The following is a 20,483-nucleotide window of genomic DNA, read 5'->3' as shown; positions in this document are numbered from 1 at the left end:
CTGATCGGCGGTGACTTCTACGACGTGGTGCAGACCCGGCCCGACCGGCTCGACCTGATCGTCGGCGACGTCTGCGGGCACGGCGTGGACGAGGCCGCCCTCGGCGTCGAGCTCCGGGTCGCCTGGCGGGCGCTGATCCTCGCCGGCGTGCCCGACGACGAGGTGCTCCCGGCGCTGGAGCAGGTGCTGATGAGCGAGCGCCGGCTCCAGGAGATCTTCGCGACCGTCGCCACCGTGCGGCTGGACCTCGACGCCAACCGGGCCACCGTCCGGCTGGCCGGGCACCCGCCGCCGCTGCTGCTCGCCGGGGGCAAGGTGGTGCCGGTTCCGGCACCCGGCGGCCTGCTGCTCGGCGTACGACCCCGCCGGCCTGTGGCCTACGACCTGGAGTTCGACACCGATGACTGGTCCCTGTTGATGTACACCGACGGCCTCATCGAGGGCCGGACCGGCGAGGGCGACGAGCGCCTCGACGTGCCGGGCCTCAGCGGACTGCTCGCCGACCCGGCGACCCTCGCCGTGCCGCTGGCGGAGCTGCCGGCCTGGCTGGTCGGGCGCGCCGAGCAGCTCAACGGCGGTCCGTTCGCCGACGACGTCGCCATGCTCCTGGTCAGCCGGGGCGGTGGCCGGTGACCCGCATCGGCGACTGGACCCTGCGCCGGCGGGTCGTCACGTTGCTCACCGTCGTCGCCGTCCTGTTGATCGGGCTGGCCGCCGGCGAGGTGGCCCTGGCGGCGAAGAACCGGACGCACATCGACGCGATCCTGAACAAGACCGGCCCGCTGCGGGTGCAGGCGCAGGAGCTGTTGAACGCGCTGCTGGACCAGGAGACGGCGGTCCGCGGCTACGCGGTCAGCGGCAACCCGGCCGACCTGACGCCGTACGAGGCGGGCCGCAAGCGCGAGCAGGACCTGGTCGCCTCGATGCAGCGGCTGGTCGGCGACTACCCGGAGCTTCGGCAGGAGATTCGGGCGGTCGAGGAGCGGGCCGAGGTGTGGCGCCAGGCGGTGGCGGTGCCGGTGATCACCACGACGCAGCAGAACGGCACCACCGCGGGGCAGGCGCTCGTCACCGACCAGGCGCGGGAACAGTTCGACGACGTACGCGACGCCGTCGACCATCTCCAGCAGGAGATCTTCGAGGCCCGGCAGCGCAGCGCCGAGGACGTCCTGCGGACGAGCAACCTGTTGGTCGTCCTGCTGATCGCCGCCGTCGCGGTGGTGATCATCGCCGGCAGCATGCTGCTGGTCTCCCTGGACAAGATGGTCATCCGCCCCCTGACCGGGCTCGCCGACCAGGTCCGCGAGGTGGCCGAGGGCGACTACCAGCACGGCATCGCCGGCGACGGCCCACCCGAGTTCCTCCGGCTCGCCGAGGACGTGGACGCCATGCGGCGCAAGATCGCCAAGGACCTGGCCGAGGTACGGGAGGCCCGGGAGCGGATCGAGTGGGTCAACAGCCAGCTCCAGAAGCAGGCCGAGGAACTCACCCGCTCCAACCGTGACCTGGAGCAGTTCGCGTACGTCGCCTCGCACGACCTCCAGGAGCCGCTGCGCAAGGTGGCCAGCTTCTGCCAGCTCCTCCAGCGCCGCTACGCGGGGCAGTTGGACGAGCGGGCCGACCAGTACATCGCGTTCGCGGTCGACGGCGCCCAGCGGATGCAGCGCCTGATCAACGACCTGCTCGCCTTCTCCCGGATCGGCCGGCTCACCACCGGCTTCACCGAGGTCGACATGAACAAGGTCATGGACGACGTGGCCGGCCAGACCGAGGCGGCCCGGCAGTACGCCGACGCGGAGCTGACCTGGGGCGAGCTGCCCGTCATCCGTGGCGAGGAGCCGCTGCTGACCAACCTGCTGGCCAACCTGGTCAGCAACTCGGTCAAGTTCCGCCGCCCCGACGTGCCCCCGAAGGTGCACGTCTCGGCCCGCCTCGTGGGCGACGAGTGGGAGATCAGCTGCCAGGACAACGGCATCGGGATCGAGCCGGAGTTCGCCGACAAGATCTTCGTCATCTTCCAGCGGCTGCACGCCAAGGACGCGTACCCGGGCACCGGGATCGGGCTGGCGATCGTCAAGAAGATCGTGGAGTACCACGGCGGCCGGGTCTGGGTGGACACGGACACCGAGGAGGGCACGGCGATCCGCTTCACCCTCCCGGCGCTCCCCGGGGACGTCGAGGCGGCCGCCGCGTCGGCGGCGGACGAGCCGGCGACCGGCGAGGCCGTGACCGGGGACGGCGACGAGCCTGCCGCCGAGGGCGGCACGGGCGGCACTCCGGTGCAGGCCGACCGACGCGCCGACGAGACGGAGACCACGGACGGGCCCGACCGGGCACCGGAAGGCGGTAGAACGGGTGACATGAGGGAGACGGTGGGATGACCGCGCCGGCGGACGGCAAGAGCCCGATCGAGGTCCTGCTGGTCGAGGACGATCCGGGTGACGTGTTGATGACCCAGGAGGCGTTCGAGGAGCACAAGCTCCGCAACCGGCTGACCGTCGTCTCCGACGGCGCCGAGGCGCTCGCCTACCTGCGGCGGGAGGGCCAGTACGCCGACGTGGTGCAGCCGGACCTGATCCTGCTCGACCTGAACCTGCCCCGCCGTGACGGGCGGGAGGTGCTGAAGGAGATCAAGAAGGACGAGCAGCTCTGCCGGATCCCGGTGGTGGTGCTGACGACCTCCCAGGCCGACGAGGACATCCTGCGCAGCTACCAGCTGCACGCCAACGCGTACGTGACGAAGCCGGTGGACTTCGAGCGCTTCATCTCGGTGGTCCGGCAGATCGACGAGTTCTTCGTCAGCGTGGTCAAGCTGCCGCCGCGTGGCTGACACCCTGCTCGACGACGTCGGTGGTCTGCTGCGCGAGACCGCCGACCAGGTCGTGCTTCCGCTGTTCCGCAAGCTCGACGACGCCGACATCAGCGAGAAGGCGCCGGGCGACCTCGTCACCGTCGCCGACCGCCGCGCCGAGGAGATGATCTCGACGGCGCTGCGCCGGCTGCGCCCCGGCTCGGTCGTGGTGGGCGAGGAGGCGGTCGCCGACGACCCGGCCCTGCTGGAGCACCTGCGCGGCTCCGGAGACGTCTGGCTGGTCGACCCGGTCGACGGCACCTCGAACTTCGCCGCCGGCCGGCGGCCGTTCGCGCTGATGGTGGCGCTGCTGACCGGCGGGGAGCCGGCCGCCGCCTGGATCCTCGACCCGCTCGCCGGGACGCTGGCCGTGGCGCGGGCCGGCGAGGGGACCTGGCTCGACGGCCGGCCGGTGCGCACCGACGAGGGCACGACGGAACTCCACGCGCTGCGCGGCGTCGCCATGTCCCACTTCCTGCCCCCGGCGTCGAGGGCGCGGGTCGAGGCGGGCGGCGACCGGCTCGGTGAACTGCTTCCCGGGCAGCACTGCGCCGGGCGCGAATACCTGGACGTGCTCACCGGCGACCAGCAGTTCGTGCTCTTCTGGCGCACCCTGCCGTGGGACCACGCTCCGGGCGCCCTGCTGGTCCGGGCGGCGGGCGGGGTCGCCCGGCGCTTCGACGGCACCGACTACCGCCCCGGGGACGACGGCCACGGCCTCCTGGTCGCCGCGAGCGAGCAGATCTGGGTGGGGGTACGCGAGGCCCTGCTCGGCGGTGCGTGACGTCGGTGCGACACTGCGTCGACGCTCGACGGTTCGGGCGTTCGCGGGCCTGGTCCGGCGTGCTCCGTCCGGTATCCTGACCGCCGGTCTCCGCCAGCAGGCCGCCGACCGGCGCCCGGTGGGGGCCGCCGCCGCGCCGTGTTGTCATCCGGGGCCGGCGGCCGACGGAAGGATGCTCTCGTGCGCAGGACCATGCCCGTCGGGCGTCAGGGCCGCCGCCCGCTGACCGCCCCGTCGGCCGGGCGGCGTGCCCGCCGCCCGCTGACCGCCCTGCTCGTCGCCGTCACGCTGCTCTTCGGCGGGGGTGCCGTGCCGGCGTACGCGGAACCCAACGAGGGCGGCACCAAGAAGCTCCGGGACGCCCTGGAGGCCACCGCCAAGGCGCACATCGAGGCCAAGGGGAAGCTGGAGAACTCCAAGGCGCGGCAGAAGCAGCTGACCGGGCAGTTGGGCGCGCTGGAGGTACGGCTGGTCGAGCTGACCGCGCAGGTCGGCGAGGTGGCCGCCCAGTCGTACCGGCTGGGTCGGCTGACGCCCACGTCGATGCTGCTCGACAGCGCCTCCCCGGAGGCGTTCCTGGAGCGGGCGGCCAGCCTCGACCTGATGGCGCAGCGCGACGGCAGGCGACTGCGCGACCTGACCCAGGCACGCGAGCAGGCCCGGCGAGCCAAGATCGCCATCGACACCGAGGTCCGCGAGCAGCAGAAGCAGCTCGCGGTGATGGCGAAGAAGAAGAAGGAGGCCGAGGCGGCGCTCGCGGAGGTCAGCTCGGGCAGCAGCGGCGGGTTCAGCGGCGCCAGCTCCTCCTCGGCGAAGCCGGCCCCCCGCAACTCGGACGGGTCCTGGCCGTCGGAGTCCTGTTCGGTGAACGACCCGACCACCTCCGGCTGCATCACCCCACGCACGCTCAACGCCCTCAAGCAGACCCAGGCCGCGGGCTACAAGCGGCACGTCTCCTGCTACCGCAGCGGCGGCTCCGGCGAGCACCCCAAGGGCCGGGCCTGCGACTTCTCGGCCGCCTCGGGCGGGTTCGAGGACAAGACCGCCACCGGCGGGGACAAGGCGTACGGGGACAGCCTCGCCGCCTGGCACGTGCGTAACGCCAGCCGGCTGGGCGTGCTCTACGTGATCTGGTACCGGCAGATCTGGCACCCCGGCACCGGATGGCGGGCGTACGGCGGCAGCGGCAGCCCCGCCGCCGACCACACGAACCATGTTCATCTCTCGATGTACTGACCCGGTTGCCCAGTTTTCCTGCGTACCATCGCGCGGGTGAGCTCCGCATCCTCCGACGTCACGGTCCCGCCCGCCACACCGGCGGCCTCGACCGCCCGGGCCCTGCCCAACGGCCTCGCCGCATTCCTGGTCTTCTTCTCCAGCGGCGCCGTCCTGGTGCTGGAGACCGCCGCGCTGCGGCTGGTCGGGCCGTACGTGGGGGTGACCCTCCAGGTGACCAGCTCGGTCATCGGCATCGCCCTGGCCGCCATCGCCTACGGGGCGTGGACGGGCGGCTGGCTGGCCGACCGGCGCAATCCGAGGGCCCTGCTGGCCCCGGCGCTGGTGCTGGCCGGCATCGCCACCGCGGTCACCCTGCCCGTCGTCCGGTACGCCGGTGAGGTGCTGCGCGGCGGGGCGGCCTCGGCCATCCTGCTGCTCGTCGCGCTCGCCGTCTTCGTGCCGGCGGCCCTGCTCGCCGCGGTCACCCCGCTGGTGGTCAAGCTCCAGCTCGCCGACCTGCGGCGCACCGGCCAGGTGGTCGGCCGGCTCTCCAGCGTGGGCACGTTGGGCGCGGTCACGGCCACCCTGGTCACCGGTTTCGTGCTGGTGGCCGCGCTGCCCAGCACGGTCATCCTGTTCGCCCTGGCGGCCTCGCTCGGGCTCACCGGGCTGGGCCTCGGGGTGTGGCTGCGCCGCCAGGACGCCGCGGAGCTGCCCGGCCGCGCCCGCGCCAAGGCCGCCCTGGCGGTGCTGGGCCTCGTCGGCGCCGGGCTGACCACGGTCGCCCCCAACCCGTGCGACATCGAGACCGCCTACCACTGCGCCAGCGTGGAGGCCGATCCCACCCGGGGCTCCGGCCGCACCCTGCTGCTCAACTCGGCCCAGCACTCGTACGTGGACCTCGCCGACCCGACCCACCTGGAGTACGCGTACACCCGGTGGATCGGGGCGGTGGCCGACGTGGTCGCGCCGAAGGGGCAGCGGCTCGACGCGCTGCACCTGGGCGGCGGCGGGTTCACCGTGCCCCGCTACCTGACCGCCACCCGTCCGGGCACGGACAACGTCGTGTTCGAGATCGACGGCGGGCTGGTGGAGCTGGGCGAGCGTCAGCTCGGCGTACGCCAGGGGCCGGACCTGCGGGCGGTGGTGGGTGACGCCCGGATGCTGGTCGCCGGGGAAACCACCGACAGTCGCGACCTCGTGGTCGGCGACGCGTTCGGGCACCTGGTGGTGCCCTGGCACCTCGCCACCCGGGAGATGGCCGCCGAGGTCCGCCGGGTGACCCGCCCGGGCGGCGTCTACGTGCAGAACGTCATCGACTACCCGCCGCTGCGCTTCATCCGCAGCGAACTGGCCACCGTCGCCGCCGAGTTCCGGCACGTCGCCCTGATCGCCCCGGCGGCGGCGCTCGCCGGCCGGGAGGGCTCGAACTTCCTCATCGTCGCCTCCGACGCCCCGCTGCCGCTGGCGGCGGTCCGCGCCCGGCTGGCCGAACTGCGGGAGGGCGCCAACCTGCTGGCGGGCGCCGACCTCACCGCGTTCGTCGGCGAGGCGCTGGTGCTGACCGACGACTACGCGCCCGTGGACCAGCTCCTCGCCACCGCCTGAACGGGTGAATCCCTGACCGATTCCGACCCTTGAGGTGTAGCCGGGCCGGTCCGGGGCAACAACGATCCTCATGGGTGGACCGATCCGGGACGGCGCACAACTGCTGGGTGAGCGGTACCGGCTGATCGAACAGCTGGGGGCGGGCGGCATGTCCGTCGTCTGGCGAGGCTACGACGAGGTGCTCGGCCGGCAGGTGGCGGTCAAGGTGCTCGCGTCGCGGCTGGCCGCCGACAGGGCGTTCCGGCACCGCATCCGGATCGAGGCGCAGGCCGCGGCCCGGCTGTGCCACCCCAACATCACCAACGTCTACGACTACGGCGAGTCCGAGCAGGTCGGCCTGACGGTGCCGTACGTCGTCATGGAGCTGGTCGACGGGGAGTCGCTGACCGGTCGGCTGCGCCGGGGCAGCCTGCCCTGGCGGGAGGCGGTGACGATCGGCGCGGAGGTCACCTCGGCGCTGGCCACCGCGCACGCCCGTGGCGTGGTGCACCGCGACGTCACCCCGGGCAACGTCATGCTGACCGCCACCGGCGTGAAGGTGGTCGACTTCGGCATCTCGGCGCTGGTGGGGGAGAAGGAGAAGGGGCCGGACGGCGCCCTGCTCGGCACGCCCGCGTACCTGGCCCCGGAGCGGCTCGACAACGGTCAGGTCTCCCCGGCCACCGACGTGTACGCGGTCGGCCTGCTGCTCTACCGGATGCTCACCGGCCGGCTGCCCTGGCAGGCGAGCACCACCACACAGATGCTGCGCGCGCACATGTACAACGAGCCGGAGCCGATGCCGCCGGTGCCGGGGCTGCCCGACGAGGTGCGCGAGCTGGTGAGCCGCTGCCTGGCCAAGCGCCCGGGGGACCGGCCGGCCACCACCGAGGTCGCGCGGACGCTCGCCGAGGCCGCCGGCATGATCGCCGCGGTGCCGGTCTCCCCGGCGGCGGAGCCCGCGGACGAGGAGGCGCTGGCCGCCGCCGGCACCACGATCCTGCCCTGGTCCGCCGCGACCGACGCGCTGCCGTTCTCCCGTACGCGCAACCGGCGGGCGGCGACCCGGCGCCGACGGATCGAGGCGGGGGTGGCCGCCGCCGGGCTGGTGGCGGTGACGGCGGGGCTGTGGGGTTTCACCTCCCGCAGCCCGGCCAGCGGAGGAATCGACCAGCCGACCCAGGCGCGGATGGGCGCCCAGGCGCCGACGACGCCGCCCTGCCGGGTTTCCTACGCGCTGCGCACGGACTCGGGCAAGGACTTCGCCGCCGAGCTGACCCTGACCAACACCGGCACACGGGAGTTGCGCGACTGGCGGCTGAGCTTCGCCTTTCCCGGCCAGCAGACGGTGACGAAGGCGACGCCCGTCCCGGCGCGCCAGCAGGGGCGCACGGTGCTCGTGGAGCCCGCCCCCGGGCGGGCCGCGCTGGCACCCGGAGCGTCCGAGAAGCTCACCCTGACCGGCCGCCACGCCGGGGTCAACCCGCTGCCGCTGGAGTTCCGCCTCGGCGACGAGACCTGCGCGGCGCAGGTCTCCGGGGTGGCCGGTGCGGCGCCCAGCGTGGCACCCACCAAGGCGCCGACGAAGGCGCCGGCCAAGGCCCCGACCAAGAAGGCCGGCACATCGGCCGGGAGTTCGGGCGGAAGTTCCGGCGGAAGTTCGGGCGGCGGTTCCGGCGGGTCGAAGGCCAAGTCCGACAACTCCGGCAAGGGCAAGGGCAAGGGGGCGGGTGGTGGAAAAAAAGTAAGCCAGGAAACGGAAAGGGACGAGGACGATGACGATGACGACGACTGAGCCCGCCGGGCTCAGCTGAGCTCCGCGAACCGTTGCACCTGCTCGATGTCCCCCTCGACGATCAGCATGCTGCCCGGGGTGATCACGGTGGCGTCGGTGGCGTACCGGAAGCGTTCCCCCGGCAGCTTCACGCCCACCACGCGCACCCCGTAGCGCGCGGTGGGCGTCAGTTCCGCGAGCGGCCGGCCGAGCATCGTCTCCGGGGTGCACACCTTCGCGATGGCGAAGTCGTCGCCGAACTCGATGAAGTCGAGCATCCTGCTGACGATGAGGTGGGCCACCCGCTCGCCGGTCTCCGCCTCGGGAAAGATCACGTGGTGCGCGCCGACCGAGTCCAGGATCTTGGCGTGCTTCGTGGAGGTGGCCCGCGCCCAGATCTGCGGTACGCCCAGCTCGGCCAGCGCCAGCACCGTCAGCACGCTCGCCTCCAGCGAGGCGCCGATGGCGACCACCACCCGGCCGAAGTCCGCCACGCCGAGCTGGCGCAACGACCCCTCCTCGGTGGCGTCGGCCTGCACGACTCGCTCGAGCTGGGTCGACCACCGCTGCACCTGGTCCGGATTGCGGTCGATGGCCAGCACCTCGTGGTTCATCGCCGTCAACGCGCCGGCCAGGTGGCACCCGAACCGGCCCAGTCCGATCACCACGACGCCGCTTCCGTCCGTCTTCCTAGCCGACAATGGGTTGCTCCTCCGGGTAGCGGTACAGCCGCCGGCGGGTGTTCAGGGCGAGCGCCGACCCGAGGGTCAGCGGCCCGATCCGGCCGACGAACATGAGAATGATCAGGGCGAGCTGGCCGTTCTCCGGCAGCGACGCGGCGACCCCGACGCTGAGGCCGGTGGTGGTGAGCGCCGAGGTCACCTCGAACAGCGCCGCGTACAGGGGGATCCCCTCGGTGAGGAAGATCAGCAGCACCGTGCCGCAGGCCACCAGCGCGACGCTGAGCAGGGCGACGGTGATGGCCTGCCGCTGGCTGGCGGTGGCCACCCGGCGGTTCCCGACCGTCACGTCCGGCTCTCCCCGCAGCTCCGCCCACATGACGAAGGCGAGCAGGAAGAAGGTGGTCACCTTGATCCCGCCGGCGGTGCTGGCGCTGCCGCCGCCGATGAACATCAGCGCGATGACGAGGGGGTAGCTCTCCTCCTCCAGGCCGTCCATGTCCACGACGTTGAAGCCGCCGGTGCGGATGTACGAGTTCTGGGCGAACGCCACCAGGGGCTTCTCCGACCAGGCGTAGATGCCCAGGGTGCGCGGGTTGGCCCACTCGATGACCAACAGGCCGACGAAGCCCACCACCAGCAGCGTCAGGCTGCCCCAGACGGTCAGCTTGGTGGCGACCGCCCACCGCGTCGGCTGCCGCCACTCCCGTACCGCCTCGAAGAGCGCCGGGAAGCCGATCCCGCCGACGATGGTGCCGAACGCCAGCGGCAGGGTGACCCAGGCGTCGGTCGAGAAGGCGACCAGGCTGTCGGTGTAGAGGGCGAACCCGCCGTTGTTGAAGGCCTGGACGGCGTGGAAGACGCTGCCCCAGAGGGCCCGGCCGAACGGGTAGTCGTAGCTGATCCACAGCCGGACGGTCAGGATCGCGGTGATGACGGCCTCGCAGGCGAGCGCGAGGCCGGCGATGCGCAGCAGCAGCCGGCGTACGTCGCCGATGCCGAACTCGGCCGTCTCGGCCTGCACCAGCAGCCGGCTGCGCAGCCCCAGCCGCCGGGCCACCACGAGGATCACCAGGGTGGCACCGGTCACGATGCCGAGGCCGCCGACCTGGGTGAGCACGGTGATCATCACGAGCCCGAACTCGTTCCAGTAGTTCGGGGTGTCCACCACCGCCATCCCGGTCACCGAGACCGCCGACGTGGCGGTGAAGAGGGCGGTCAGGAACGGGGTGTGCCGGTGCTCGCTGGTGGCCCAGGGCAGCATCAGCAGCCCGGTGCCGACCAGGATCGTCACCAGGAAGCCGAGCGGCACGAGCCGTACGGGGTGACGGAGAAGCCGGCGCACCAGACAATCTTCCTTTTCCGCCGCGAGTCGGGTGTGGAAACCGGCATGCCGGGGTTCACCCGCCGGCCAGGCGCCGACCAACTCGCCGTCAGTCCGGGCGTGTCTGCTGAGGCGGATTCCTCGACGACAAGGAGACGGCGTTGCGACGTACCCTTTCCGCCCTCGGTGTGGCCGGCGCCCTGCTGGCGGCAGCCGTGGCCGTGCCGACGGTGACCGCCTCGGCCGCCCCGGCGCCCGCCGCCGAGCGGGCCCGGGCGACGGACCGGCCCCTGGTGATCGCGCACCGGGGCGCGAGCGGCTACCGGCCCGAACACACCCTGGAGGCCTACCGGTTGGCGATCCGGCAGGGCGCCGACTACATCGAGCCGGACCTCGTCGCCACCCGCGACGGCGCGCTGGTGGCCCGGCACGAGAACGAGATCAGCGGTACGACCGACGTGGCCGCCCGCCCCGAGTTCGCCGCCCGCAGGGCCACGAAGAACATCGACGGGGTCGCGGTCGCCGGCTGGTTCACCGAGGACTTCACCCTCGCGGAGCTGCGGACGCTGCGGGCCAAGGAGCGGCTGCCCAAGGTCCGTGTGGCCAACACCGCCTTCGACGGCCAGTTCCAGGTGCCCACCCTCCAAGAGGTCATCGACCTGGCCCGCGCCGAGGGGCGGGCGCGGGGCCGGACGATCGGCGTCTATCCGGAGACCAAGCACCCGAGCTACTTCGCGTCCATCGGGCTGCCGTTGGAGGAGCCGCTGGTCGAGGTGCTGCGGCGCAACAGGCTGACCCACCGGAACTCTCCGGTGATCGTCCAGTCGTTCGAGACGGCGAACCTGCGCAAGCTGAACCGGATGGTCGACGTCAGGCTCGCGCAGCTGCTCGACGCCACCGGCCGCCCGTACGACTTCACTGTCGCCGGCGACGCCCGCACCTACCAGGACCTGGCGAAGCCGGCCGGGCTGAAGTGGATCGCCTCGTACGCCGACGGGGTCGGGGCGAACAAGAACCTGATCGTCCCGCGTGACGCCGCCGGCAGGCTGCTCGCCCCGACCACCCTGGTCCGGGACGCGCACCGGGAGCGGCTGATCGTGCACGCCTGGACGTTCCGGGCGGAGAACCAGTTCCTGCCGGCCGACCTGCGGATCGGCGCCGACCCGAACGCCCGCGGCGACATCCAGGCCGAGTACGAACTGTTCCTCAGCCTCGGCCTCGACGGCGTCTTCACCGACCACCCGGACACCGCCGTCGCGGCCCGGGAGGGCCTCGTCCGGCGCTGACCGATTCCGTCACCGCTCGCTGGCCCGCCACCCCACTCCCCGGGGGCGGCGGGCCGGCGCCGTCGTCTGGGGTGTCAGGCACCCGGCCGCTGGCACCCGGGCTTCGCGAGGCTGTCGAGCTGATGTCGTAGGCGATTCAGGTGTACCGGGGGGTCGCTGCGCGCGGACGCTGTCGAGCTGCCCCACCTGTGGGGGCGGGCCGATAGAAGACGAGGCTCTTCACCCCGGCCGGTGACTCACGGGGGTGTCAGGCGGCGAACGCCCGAGATCTTGGTACGGAACGGCCCCGCCAGGGGCGTCTTCCTGCCAAGATCTCGCAGGTGGTTGTCCCGTGGTCCCGTCGTCCTGGGCGGCGGGCGGCGAACCGGTCGGGCGGCGACCCGGTCGGGCGGCGGGAGGAATACGGCATTCGGCGGGTATCGGTGGCGCGCGGAGACACAGCATCACTTCCGTCGATGGCCCGGGCGCCCATCGCGCACGCGCGAGATCACTGCCGCGCCGTGATCGTTGTACCCCTCGACCACCCCACCCCTGTTACTTGTGTGTTTCGACCACATAGCCCGTGGGTGACGTCACTTCTAGCGTGAGCCGTCATATGAGTTCCCTACCTCCGAGTCCTCACGTGGAGTCGCAATGACGGTCCGGACGACGCGGCGGGTGTTCCTCTCCGCCGCCACGATGATGGCCGCGGCGCTCGCCGCCACGGCCTGTGGCAGCCCGCAGGACACCGCCTCCGGTGGCGGCGACAGCGCCGCCCCGGTGAAGGTTGGCCTGGTCTACTCCCAGTCGGGAGCGCTCGCCAGCTACGGCAAGCAGTACATCGAGGGATTCAAGGCCGGCCTCGACTTCGCCACCAAGGGCACCAACAAGGTGGGCGACCGGGCCGTCGAGGTCACCGAGGTCGACGACGCGGGTGACCCGGCGAAGGCGGTCTCCGCGGCCAAGGACCTGATCGGCAAGGGCAACAAGATCATCGCGGGCTCGACGGCCTCCGGCGTGGCCCTCCAGGTCGCCCCGATCGCCGCGCAGAACAAGGTCCTCTTCATCTCCGGGCCCGCCGCCACCGACGCGGTGACCGGCGCCAACAAGTACACGTTCCGGTCCGGGCGGCAGTCGTACCAGGACGTGGTCACCGCCAAGTCCTTCATCGGCGACCCGGCCGGCAAGAAGGTCGTGGTGTTCGCCCAGGACGGCGCCTTCGGCGACGCCAACGAGGCGGCCGTGAAGGCCGTCATCGGCGGCGCGGGCGCGGCCGTCAGCAGCGTCCGGGCGCCGGCCAGCGCCACCGAGTTCACCCCGTTCGCCAGCCAGATCAAGTCCGCCAAGCCGGACCTGCTCTTCGTCGCCTGGGCCGGCACCACCGCCCCCGCGATGTGGCAGACGCTCGACCAGCAGGGCGTGCTCTCCTCCACCACGGTCGTCACCGGCCTGGACATCCGTGCCTCGTGGCCGACCTTCGGTGCCGCCGGCAGCAAGATCTCCTTCCTGTCGCACTACTTCGACGGGGCCTCCGACAACGAGGCCGTGAAGGCGCTGAAGGCCAAGGTCGGCACCGTCGACCTGTTCCACCCGGACGGCTTCGCCGCCGCGCAGATGGTCGTCCGCGCCATCGAAGAGGGCGGCGACGACGTCGAGAAGATGGTCAAGGCGCTGGAGGGCTGGAGCTTCGACGGGGTCAAGGGCAAGATGACCATCCGCGCCGAGGACCACGCGCTGCTCCAGCCGATGTTCCAGGCCAAGCTGTCCGGCAGCGGCACCGCGTTCACGGCCACCGCCCAGAAGGCGCTGACCGGGGACGAGTCCGCGCCGCCGGCCGTGGCGATGAAGGGCTGACACCGGATGCTCGCCACCCGCGGTCTGACCTGGCGGATCGGTGAGGTCGCCATCGTCGACAGCGTCTACCTCGACCTGGCGCCCGGGGAGTTCCTCGGCGTCATCGGGCCCAACGGCGCCGGCAAGACCTCACTGTTCAACCTGATCACCGGCGTACGCCGGGCCACGGAAGGTCGGATCACCCTCGACGGGCGGGACATCGGCTCCCTGCCGCCGCACAAGCGGGCCCGTCTCGGCCTCGGCCGTACCTTCCAGGCATCCTCGGTCTTCGGTTCGCTCAGCGTGCGGGAGAACGTCCGGCTCGCCGTGCAGGCGCACCGCGGGGGCTCGATGAAGCTGTGGCGGCGGGCGGCGGCCGACCGGGAGGTCGCCGCCGCCGCCGACGCGGCGCTCGACCGCGTCGGCCTCGCCCACCGGGGTACGGCGCTGGCCGGCACCCTCGCCCACGGCGAGAAGCGGAAGCTGGAGATCGCCCTGCTGCTCGCCGGGGAGCCCCGGGTCATGCTGCTCGACGAGCCCATGGCCGGGGTCAGCGCCGAGGACGTGCCCGAGCTGGTCTCGGTGATCCGCTCGCTCACCGGCGACAGCGGCCGGTCGGTGCTGATGGTCGAGCACCACATGGACGTCATCCTGGAGCTGGCCGACCGGATCGCCGTGATGCACCACGGCGCGCTGCTGGCCTGCGACACCCCGGAGACCGTGATGGCCAACCCCACCGTGCAAGAGGCCTACCTGGGGGAGTCGCTCTAGTGGAACCCATTCTCAGCGTGGAGAACCTGTCGGTCCGCATCGCCGGGCTGCACATCCTCCAGGGGGTGTCCTTCACGGTCGCCCCGACCGGCGTCACCGTCCTGCTCGGGCGCAACGGCGTGGGCAAGACGACCACGCTGCGCGCGATCGTCGGCCTCACCCCGCCCGCCGGCGAGGTGCGGGGCGCCGTCCGGATGGGCGCCCAGAGCCTGCTGGCCCGGCCCACCCACCGGCTGGTCCGCGGGGGGCTGGGCTACGTGCCGGAGGACCGGTGCGTCTTCGCCGGGCTCACCGTCGCGGAGAACCTCCGGCTCGCCGAGCGGCGGGGCAGCACCCCGGCGTACGACAAGGTCTTCGCGCTCTTTCCCGAGCTGGACCGGCGCGGACGGCAACGGGCCGGCTCGCTCTCCGGCGGGCAGCAGCAGATGCTCGCGATCGGCCGGGTGCTGCTCAACGACAACCGGCTGCTGCTGGTCGACGAGCCGACCAAGGGGCTCGCGCCGAAGGTGGTGACCGAGGTGGCCGAGGTGCTGGAACGGGTCTCCGAGTCCGTGCCGGTGCTGCTGGTCGAGCAGAACCTCGCCGTGGTCCGGCGACTCGCCCGGGACGCGGTCGTGCTGGCCGCCGGCCAGGTCGCCTGGACCGGTGACGCGCAGGAACTGCTGCTGGAAACCGCCCTGACCAAGTCGCTGCTGGGCGTGGGCTCAGCGGAGGGGCATCACCCCGCCGGTACGCCGGCCGGTGCGCGGAAGGACCAGCACTGATGGACACCGTCATCCTGTTGACGCTGACCGGGCTCGGCCTGGCGGCGCTCTACTTCCTGGTCGCCAGCGGGCTCTCCCTGGTCTTCGGCCTGGCCGATGTGCTCAACTTCGCACACGGCGTCTTCCTCGGCGTCGGCGCGTACGGGACCTGGTGGGCGGCGGGCAACCTGCCCGGCGCCGGATCGGACGGCTTCGGCTTCGTGGTCGCGGTCGCCTTCGGGGTGGCCGCCGGCACGCTGGTGGCGGTGCTCGTCGAGCTGGTGCTGATCCGGCCGCTCTACTCCCGCACCATCGAGCAGGTGCTGGTCACCGTCGGCCTCTCGCTGGCCGGCGTGGCGCTGCTCCAGGCCACCTGGGGCGCGGACGCCCGGCCGTTCCCGCGCCCCGAGTGGACCCGGCAGGTCACCGGAATTCTCGGCGCCAACGTGCCCAACGGCGGCCTGCTGCTGATCATCGCCGCGGTGCTGGTGCTCGGCGCGATCCTGGCCTTCCTCCGCTGGACCCGCTACGGCCTGATCATCCGGGCCGGCGTGGAGAACCGGGAGATGGTCACGGCGCTCGGCATCGACGTGCGCAAGGCGTTCACCCTGGTCTTCGCGATCGGCGGGGCGGCGGCGGCGCTGGCCGGCGCGCTCGGCGGCGTCTACTTCGGCACCGTCTCGCCCGGCCAGGGCGGCTCGCTGCTGATCTTCGCGTTCATCGTCGTGGTCATCGGCGGGATGGGCTCGGTGATCGGGTCCGCGTACGCGGCGGTCGCCGTCGGCCTGACCCAACAGTTCGTCAACTACTACGGCACCTCCGGGCTGGGCGACATCTGCGTGGTCGCGCTGCTGGCCGTGGTGCTGCTGCTGCGCCCGCAGGGCATCGCCGGAAAGGTGGCAACGGCATGACCGAGGTCAAGAGCCCCGAGGTTCCGGCGCCGCCGGCGGCGGTGCCCGACGAGCTGACGCCGGGGCGCCGGCGGTGGCACGGGCTGCGCCCGTTCCTGCCGCTGGTCGCGCTGCTGGTCGCGCTGATCCTGCCCTACTCCACGCTGCACCTGCCGGGCGTCTTCGAGGGGGCGCTCAACTCCCCGGGCACCCTGCAACTGCTCGCCGTCTGCCTGGTCTTCGGCGGCCTGGCCGCCGGGTACGACCTGCTCTTCGGGCGGACCGGGATGCTCTCCTTCGGGCACGCCCTCTACTTCGCCGCCGGCGTCTACGGCACCGACATCCTCGTCACCAAGGCGGGACTGCCGCTGTGGCAGGCCGCGCTGCTCGCGATCACCGGCGGGACGATCCTCGCCGCGCTGCTCGGCGCGGTGGCGCTGCGTACGGTCGGCATCGCGTTCGCCATGGTGACGCTCGCCTTCGCCCAGGTGGGGGCGATCCTGGTGGCCCGCGACTTCGGCGGGCTCACCGGCGGCGAGGAGGGGCTGCCGCTGGACGTCTCCGGGCTGCCCGAGGGGCTGGTCGGGGTCACGAACACCGTGAACCTCTACTGGCTGGCGCTGGCGTACCTGGTCGTGGTGGTCTTCGTGGTGCACCGGGTGTCCGGCTCGCCGACCGGGCGGGTGCTCGCCGGCCTGCGCGACGACGAGCGGCGGATCGGCGTGCTGGGCCTCGACCCGTACCGGTTCAAGCTGGTGGCGTTCACCCTGGCCGGCGGCCTCGCGGCGGCCGGGGGCGCGGTCTACGTCCTGATCGTGGGCGGCGCCTCGCCGCACATCACCTCCTCCGAGTGGACCCTGGCGCTGCTGGTCATGGTCGTGCTCGGCGGGCCGGGCACCCGGTGGGGCCCGGTGATCGGCGGGATCCTCTACATGTACCTGGACCACCGGCTGGTCGCGTTCGGCACGTCCGACGCGGTGGAGGCCCTGCCGGCGTTCCTGAGCAACCCGCTGTCCCAGCCGCTCTTCGTGCTCGGCACGGTCTTCATCCTGGCCGTCTACTTCTTCCCCGGCGGCCTGGCCAGCCTCGCCCCGCGCCTGGCGCTCCTGCGGCACTCCCTGCGCGCCCCGTCCCGCCGCCCCTGACGGCGCGGGCTCAGGCCCCGCCGATGACGAAGCTGCCGCCGCCCGGCGACGCCTCGTCCTCGGCGGGGCCTGCGCGTGGACGGGAGCGCCAACGCGTACGCGACGGGGCCGCGGCCCCCTCGTGCGACCGCGACCCCGTCTGCCCGTGTCCTCGTACGTCAGCCGTTCAGCAGCTCGTACGCCGACGCCGGGGCCTTCTGCGCCTGGCTGCCCGTCGGCACGGCGACCTTCGGGGCCTTGCCGAAGTCGAAGTACTTCACGACGTACTTCGTGGCCTTGTTCTTGCCGGCCGCCGGGATCTCCAGGGTGAGCGAGGTGAGGTTCCCGTCCGCCCCGACGACGGCCGTGAACGGGATCGTCTTCGCCGCGGCACCGAGCGCGTCGACGTCCACGGCGTCCGCCATGGCCTGGCGCACGTGCTCGCCGTGGGTCAGGTCCACGGTCCCGGTGTAGGTCCCGCCGCCCTGGTCCGTCACGGTGTCTCCCGCCGCCCCGAGGATCGCGCCGGTGTTGCCCGGGTCGGCGCCCTCGTAGTAGGGCACGCTGGCCGGGTCGGTCAGCTTCGCGTGGTCCAGTTCCATCCACTTCTTCGGCAGCTTCAGCATGCTGCTGAGCTCGTCGGCGCCGTCGAAGCTCACCTTCATCCAGGAACGCTGCTCGATCAGGCGGAAGGACAGCTTCATCGTGAAGTCGAGCTCCTCGTCCTTCTCGGTCACGGTGAGGTCCATGCCCTTGCCCGCCGGGTCCACCACGCCGGTGACGACGCCGGTCGGGTCGCTGCCGCTGAACCGGAAGGCCGGGTCCTCCTCGTCCGGTACCGCAGCCAGGAGCGTGCTCTTCGGGTTGGCCGACGGGGACGCCGACGGGACCGGCGAGGAGGCCGCCGGAGTGTCCTGGGCGTCGTCGTCGCCACATCCGGCCACCAGGGAGGTCACGGCCAGCAGGGCGGCCGCGGCCGTCGCGGCCCGCCGGACCCTTCCGGCGGTGCCGGTTCGTCGCGTGATTCGCATTGTTCTCTTTCCTAGTTGGACTGTCGCCGCCGCAGATCTTGGCACGAGGTCACCGTCAGCCGCCGGCCTGCGCCCTGGGGCCGTACGTGCCCGGAACGGCGGATCACCACCGTCGGTCCGGCTTCCGGCCGGCCGTGCGGTTCCTCCCCGGGTGCCGGGTGCCCGTCCCGACGCCGGACGCGGCCGTCGCCGGCCGGCGGACCGACGCGGACGCGACGTCCCTGGCCGCCCGTCCGCTCTCGCCCGGCGGGAACGTCCGTCGTAGCTGGTAGAAATGCCGGATGAGCCAGGATCGGACGGCGGTACGGGAGCGGGCCGAGGCGGTGCTGCGGCGGTTGGCCGGCGAGCACGCCCGGCTCCGGGAGGACCAGTGGCGGGCGATCGAGGCGCTGGTGGTCGACCGCCGTCGGGTCCTCTGCGTGCAGCGCACCGGGTGGGGCAAGTCGGCGGTCTACTTCGTGGCCACCGCCCTGCTGCGCGAGCGCGACCAGGGCGCCGCCCCGCCGCCCGGGGGCGACCAGGGCGGTGCCTCCGCGCCGCCGCGCGAGCGGGCGCAGCCCGGCGACGGCGTCGCCGGGCCCACCGTGATCGTCTCGCCGCTGCTGGCGCTCATGCGCAACCAGGTCGAGTCGGCGGCCCGGGCCGGCATCCGGGCCCGCACCATCAACTCCGCCAACCTCGACGAGTGGGACGAGATCACCGCCGAGATCCACGCCGGCGCCGTGGACGTGCTGCTGATCAGCCCGGAGCGGCTCAACAATCCGGACTTCCGCGACACCGTGCTGCCGAAGCTGGCGGCCACCACCGGCCTGCTGGTGGTCGACGAGGCGCACTGCGTCTCCGACTGGGGGCACGACTTCCGGCCGGACTACCGGCGGCTGCGTACCTTCCTGGGCAACCTGCCCGAGCGCACCCCGGTGCTGGCCACCACGGCCACCGCCAACGCCCGGGTCACCGCCGACGTGGCGGAGCAGTTGGGCGACGCCCTCGTGCTGCGCGGCAGCCTGGACCGGGAGTCGCTGCGCCTCGGCGTGGTCGAGCTGCCGAGCCCGGCGTACCGGCTGGCGTGGCTCGCCGACCACCTGGACCGGCTCCCCGGCTCGGGCATCATCTACACGCTGACGGTCGCCGCGGCGGGCGAGACCGCGGAGTTCCTGCGTTCCCGGGGCTACGCCGTCGCCTCCTACACGGGGCAGGCCGAGGACGCCGACCGGCGGGCCGCCGAGCAGGACCTGCTGGACAACAAGATCAAGGCGTTGGTGGCCACGAGCGCGCTGGGCATGGGCTTCGACAAGCCCGACCTCGGCTTCGTGGTGCACCTCGGCGCGCCGCCGTCGCCGATCGCGTACTACCAGCAGGTCGGCCGCGCCGGCCGGGCCGTCGCGCACGCCGAGGTGCTGCTGCTGCCCGGCACCGAGGACGCCGCCATCTGGCGCTACTTCGCCTCGCTCGCCTTCCCACCAGAGGAGCAGGTCCGCGCCGTCCTGGCCGCCCTGCGCACCGACCGCCCGCTCTCCACCCAGGCGCTCGAACCGATCGTCGACCTGCGCCGGGCCCGCCTGGAGCTGATGCTCAAGGTGCTCGACGTCGACGGCGCGGTCCGCCGGGTGCGCGGCGGCTGGCTCGCCACCGGGGAACCCTGGGTCTACGACGAGGCCCGGCTGCGCCGCGTCGCCGAGGCGCGCACCGCCGAGCAGCAGGCCATGCGGGAGTACGCGAGGACCCCCGACTGCCGGCTGCGCTACCTGCGCGAGTGCCTGGACGACGCCGGGGCCGCCGACTGCGGCCGGTGCGACCGTTGCGCCGGCCCGCTGTTCACGGCCGACGTGTCGGATGTGGCGCTGACCGCCGCGCAGACCTTCCTCGGCCGGCCCGGGGTGGAGATCACGCCGAAGAAGCTCTGGCCGACCGGGCTGGAGGCGGTGGGCGTACCCCTGAAGGGGCGGATCGCCCCGGCGGAGCAGGCGCTGCCGGGGCGTGCGGTCGGGCGGCTGTCCGACCTGGGGTGGGGTGGCCGGCTGCGCGACCTGGCCGGGCCGGAGGCGGCGGACGCCGTCGTCCCCGACGACGTGGCCGCCGCCGTGGTCGAGGTGCTGAAGGCGTGGGCGCACGGCGACGAGCGGTGGCCGCGCCGCCCGGTCGGTGTGGTCGCGGTCGGCTCGCGCCGCCGGCCCCGGCTGGTCGGCTCGCTGGCCGAGCGGATCGCCGCCGTGGGCCGGCTGTCGCTGCTCGGCCAGGTGACGCCGACGGGCGCGCCGGCCGGCGGCCCGCGCGGCAACAGCGCCCAGCGGGTACGCGCCCTGCACGGCGCCTTCGCCGTGCCGGACGAGCTGGCCGACGCCCTCGCCGGGCTCGACGGACCGGTGCTCCTCGTCGACGACCTGGTCGACTCGGGCTGGACGATGACGATGGTGGCCCGGGAGCTGCGCCGGGCCGGCGCCCCCGACGTGCTCCCGCTCGCGCTGGCCGTGGCCGGCTGAGTCACCCCTCGCCGCCCGCCACAGCCCGGCGCCGGTCGTCCGCCCACTGCCCGGCGCCGCCCGGCGCCGGATTGCCGGCCGCCCGTCGGCTGTCGGCCGTGCCCGACCCGCCGATGCCGCCGCGCAGA

General features: G+C 73.0%; 17 protein-coding genes. 14 read left to right on the top strand and 3 right to left on the bottom strand.

Translation table 11 applies throughout. From position 1 onward, the window contains the following. From ACFHW0_RS22710 to ACFHW0_RS22680, 7 genes are all read left to right on the top strand, one after another. A partial coding sequence (locus tag ACFHW0_RS22710; RefSeq protein WP_416610589.1) for a PP2C family protein-serine/threonine phosphatase occupies positions 1 to 633 on the top strand: 633 nt, incomplete at its 5' end. After that, the gene (locus tag ACFHW0_RS22705) at positions 630 to 2,381 is read left to right on the top strand and encodes a sensor histidine kinase (protein ID WP_416610587.1); all 1,752 of its coding nucleotides are present in this window, start codon (positions 630 to 632) and stop codon (positions 2,379 to 2,381) included. The genes ACFHW0_RS22710 and ACFHW0_RS22705, both read left to right, overlap by 4 nt. Further along, positions 2,378 to 2,830, top strand: coding sequence for a response regulator (locus tag ACFHW0_RS22700; RefSeq protein WP_416610585.1), 453 nt, complete (start codon positions 2,378 to 2,380; stop codon positions 2,828 to 2,830). The genes ACFHW0_RS22705 and ACFHW0_RS22700 overlap by 4 nt, the downstream gene beginning before the upstream one ends. Further along, complete coding sequence (locus tag ACFHW0_RS22695; protein ID WP_416610583.1) at positions 2,823 to 3,635, top strand: inositol monophosphatase family protein; 813 nt, start codon at positions 2,823 to 2,825, stop codon at positions 3,633 to 3,635. The genes ACFHW0_RS22700 and ACFHW0_RS22695 overlap by 8 nt, the downstream gene beginning before the upstream one ends. 192 nt (positions 3,636 to 3,827) lie before the next feature. Then, positions 3,828 to 4,871: a coiled-coil domain-containing protein gene (locus tag ACFHW0_RS22690; RefSeq protein ID WP_416610599.1), complete on the top strand. Its 1,044-nt coding sequence runs from the start codon at positions 3,828 to 3,830 to the stop codon at positions 4,869 to 4,871. A gap of 36 nt (positions 4,872 to 4,907) precedes the next feature. Then, positions 4,908 to 6,461: a fused MFS/spermidine synthase gene (locus ACFHW0_RS22685; protein ID WP_416610581.1), complete on the top strand. Its 1,554-nt coding sequence runs from the start codon at positions 4,908 to 4,910 to the stop codon at positions 6,459 to 6,461. 70 nt (positions 6,462 to 6,531) lie between these two features. Continuing rightward, positions 6,532 to 8,235, top strand: a complete 1,704-nt coding sequence (locus tag ACFHW0_RS22680; protein WP_416610579.1) for a serine/threonine-protein kinase — start codon at positions 6,532 to 6,534, stop codon at positions 8,233 to 8,235. An 11-nt stretch (positions 8,236 to 8,246) separates the two neighbouring features. Here the strand turns inward: ACFHW0_RS22680 and ACFHW0_RS22675 are convergent, their stop codons facing one another. Continuing rightward, positions 8,247 to 8,915, bottom strand: a complete 669-nt coding sequence (locus ACFHW0_RS22675; RefSeq protein WP_416610577.1) for a potassium channel family protein — start codon at positions 8,913 to 8,915, stop codon at positions 8,247 to 8,249. Continuing rightward, complete coding sequence (locus ACFHW0_RS22670; RefSeq protein ID WP_416610575.1) at positions 8,905 to 10,239, bottom strand: TrkH family potassium uptake protein; 1,335 nt, start codon at positions 10,237 to 10,239, stop codon at positions 8,905 to 8,907. The genes ACFHW0_RS22675 and ACFHW0_RS22670 overlap by 11 nt, the downstream gene beginning before the upstream one ends. A 140-nt stretch (positions 10,240 to 10,379) precedes the next feature. Between ACFHW0_RS22670 and ACFHW0_RS22665 the strand changes: the two genes are divergently transcribed. The 6 genes from ACFHW0_RS22665 (at position 10,380) to ACFHW0_RS22640 (ending at position 16,865) form a co-directional block, all read left to right on the top strand. Continuing rightward, the gene (locus ACFHW0_RS22665) at positions 10,380 to 11,504 is read left to right on the top strand and encodes a glycerophosphodiester phosphodiesterase (protein ID WP_416610573.1); all 1,125 of its coding nucleotides are present in this window, start codon (positions 10,380 to 10,382) and stop codon (positions 11,502 to 11,504) included. A 633-nt stretch (positions 11,505 to 12,137) separates the two neighbouring features. Next, entirely contained in the window at positions 12,138 to 13,337 is a 1,200-nt protein-coding gene (locus ACFHW0_RS22660; protein ID WP_132230839.1) for a substrate-binding domain-containing protein, read from the top strand. A gap of 6 nt (positions 13,338 to 13,343) precedes the next feature. Continuing rightward, positions 13,344 to 14,087, top strand: coding sequence for an ABC transporter ATP-binding protein (locus ACFHW0_RS22655; protein ID WP_416610572.1), 744 nt, complete (start codon positions 13,344 to 13,346; stop codon positions 14,085 to 14,087). Next, positions 14,087 to 14,851: an ABC transporter ATP-binding protein gene (locus ACFHW0_RS22650; protein ID WP_416610570.1), complete on the top strand. Its 765-nt coding sequence runs from the start codon at positions 14,087 to 14,089 to the stop codon at positions 14,849 to 14,851. The genes ACFHW0_RS22655 and ACFHW0_RS22650 overlap by 1 nt, the downstream gene beginning before the upstream one ends. Further along, positions 14,851 to 15,741 carry a branched-chain amino acid ABC transporter permease gene (locus tag ACFHW0_RS22645; RefSeq protein ID WP_311413119.1) on the top strand — a complete coding sequence of 297 codons (891 nt, stop codon included), beginning with the start codon at positions 14,851 to 14,853 and terminating at the stop codon, positions 15,739 to 15,741. Before ACFHW0_RS22650 ends, ACFHW0_RS22645 begins: the two co-directional genes overlap by 1 nt. Further along, the gene (locus ACFHW0_RS22640) at positions 15,738 to 16,865 is read left to right on the top strand and encodes a branched-chain amino acid ABC transporter permease (protein ID WP_416610568.1); all 1,128 of its coding nucleotides are present in this window, start codon (positions 15,738 to 15,740) and stop codon (positions 16,863 to 16,865) included. Before ACFHW0_RS22645 ends, ACFHW0_RS22640 begins: the two co-directional genes overlap by 4 nt. A 158-nt stretch (positions 16,866 to 17,023) precedes the next feature. Here the strand turns inward: ACFHW0_RS22640 and ACFHW0_RS22635 are convergent, their stop codons facing one another. Further along, on the bottom strand, positions 17,024 to 17,869 hold the full coding sequence (locus tag ACFHW0_RS22635) for a hypothetical protein (RefSeq protein WP_416610597.1): 846 nt from the start codon (positions 17,867 to 17,869) through the stop codon (positions 17,024 to 17,026). Positions 17,870 to 18,156: 287 nt separating this feature from the next. On the opposite strand from ACFHW0_RS22635, the gene ACFHW0_RS22630 reads away from it, so the two are divergent. Continuing rightward, entirely contained in the window at positions 18,157 to 20,355 is a 2,199-nt protein-coding gene (locus ACFHW0_RS22630; protein ID WP_416610566.1) for a DEAD/DEAH box helicase, read from the top strand. Positions 20,356 to 20,483: the final 128 nt, after the last annotated feature.

This window comes from Micromonospora sp. LOL_025 (genome assembly GCF_048060285.1).
Lineage (GTDB): Bacteria > Actinomycetota > Actinomycetes > Mycobacteriales > Micromonosporaceae > Micromonospora.
This window is presented reverse-complemented; position numbering and strand designations above follow the sequence as displayed.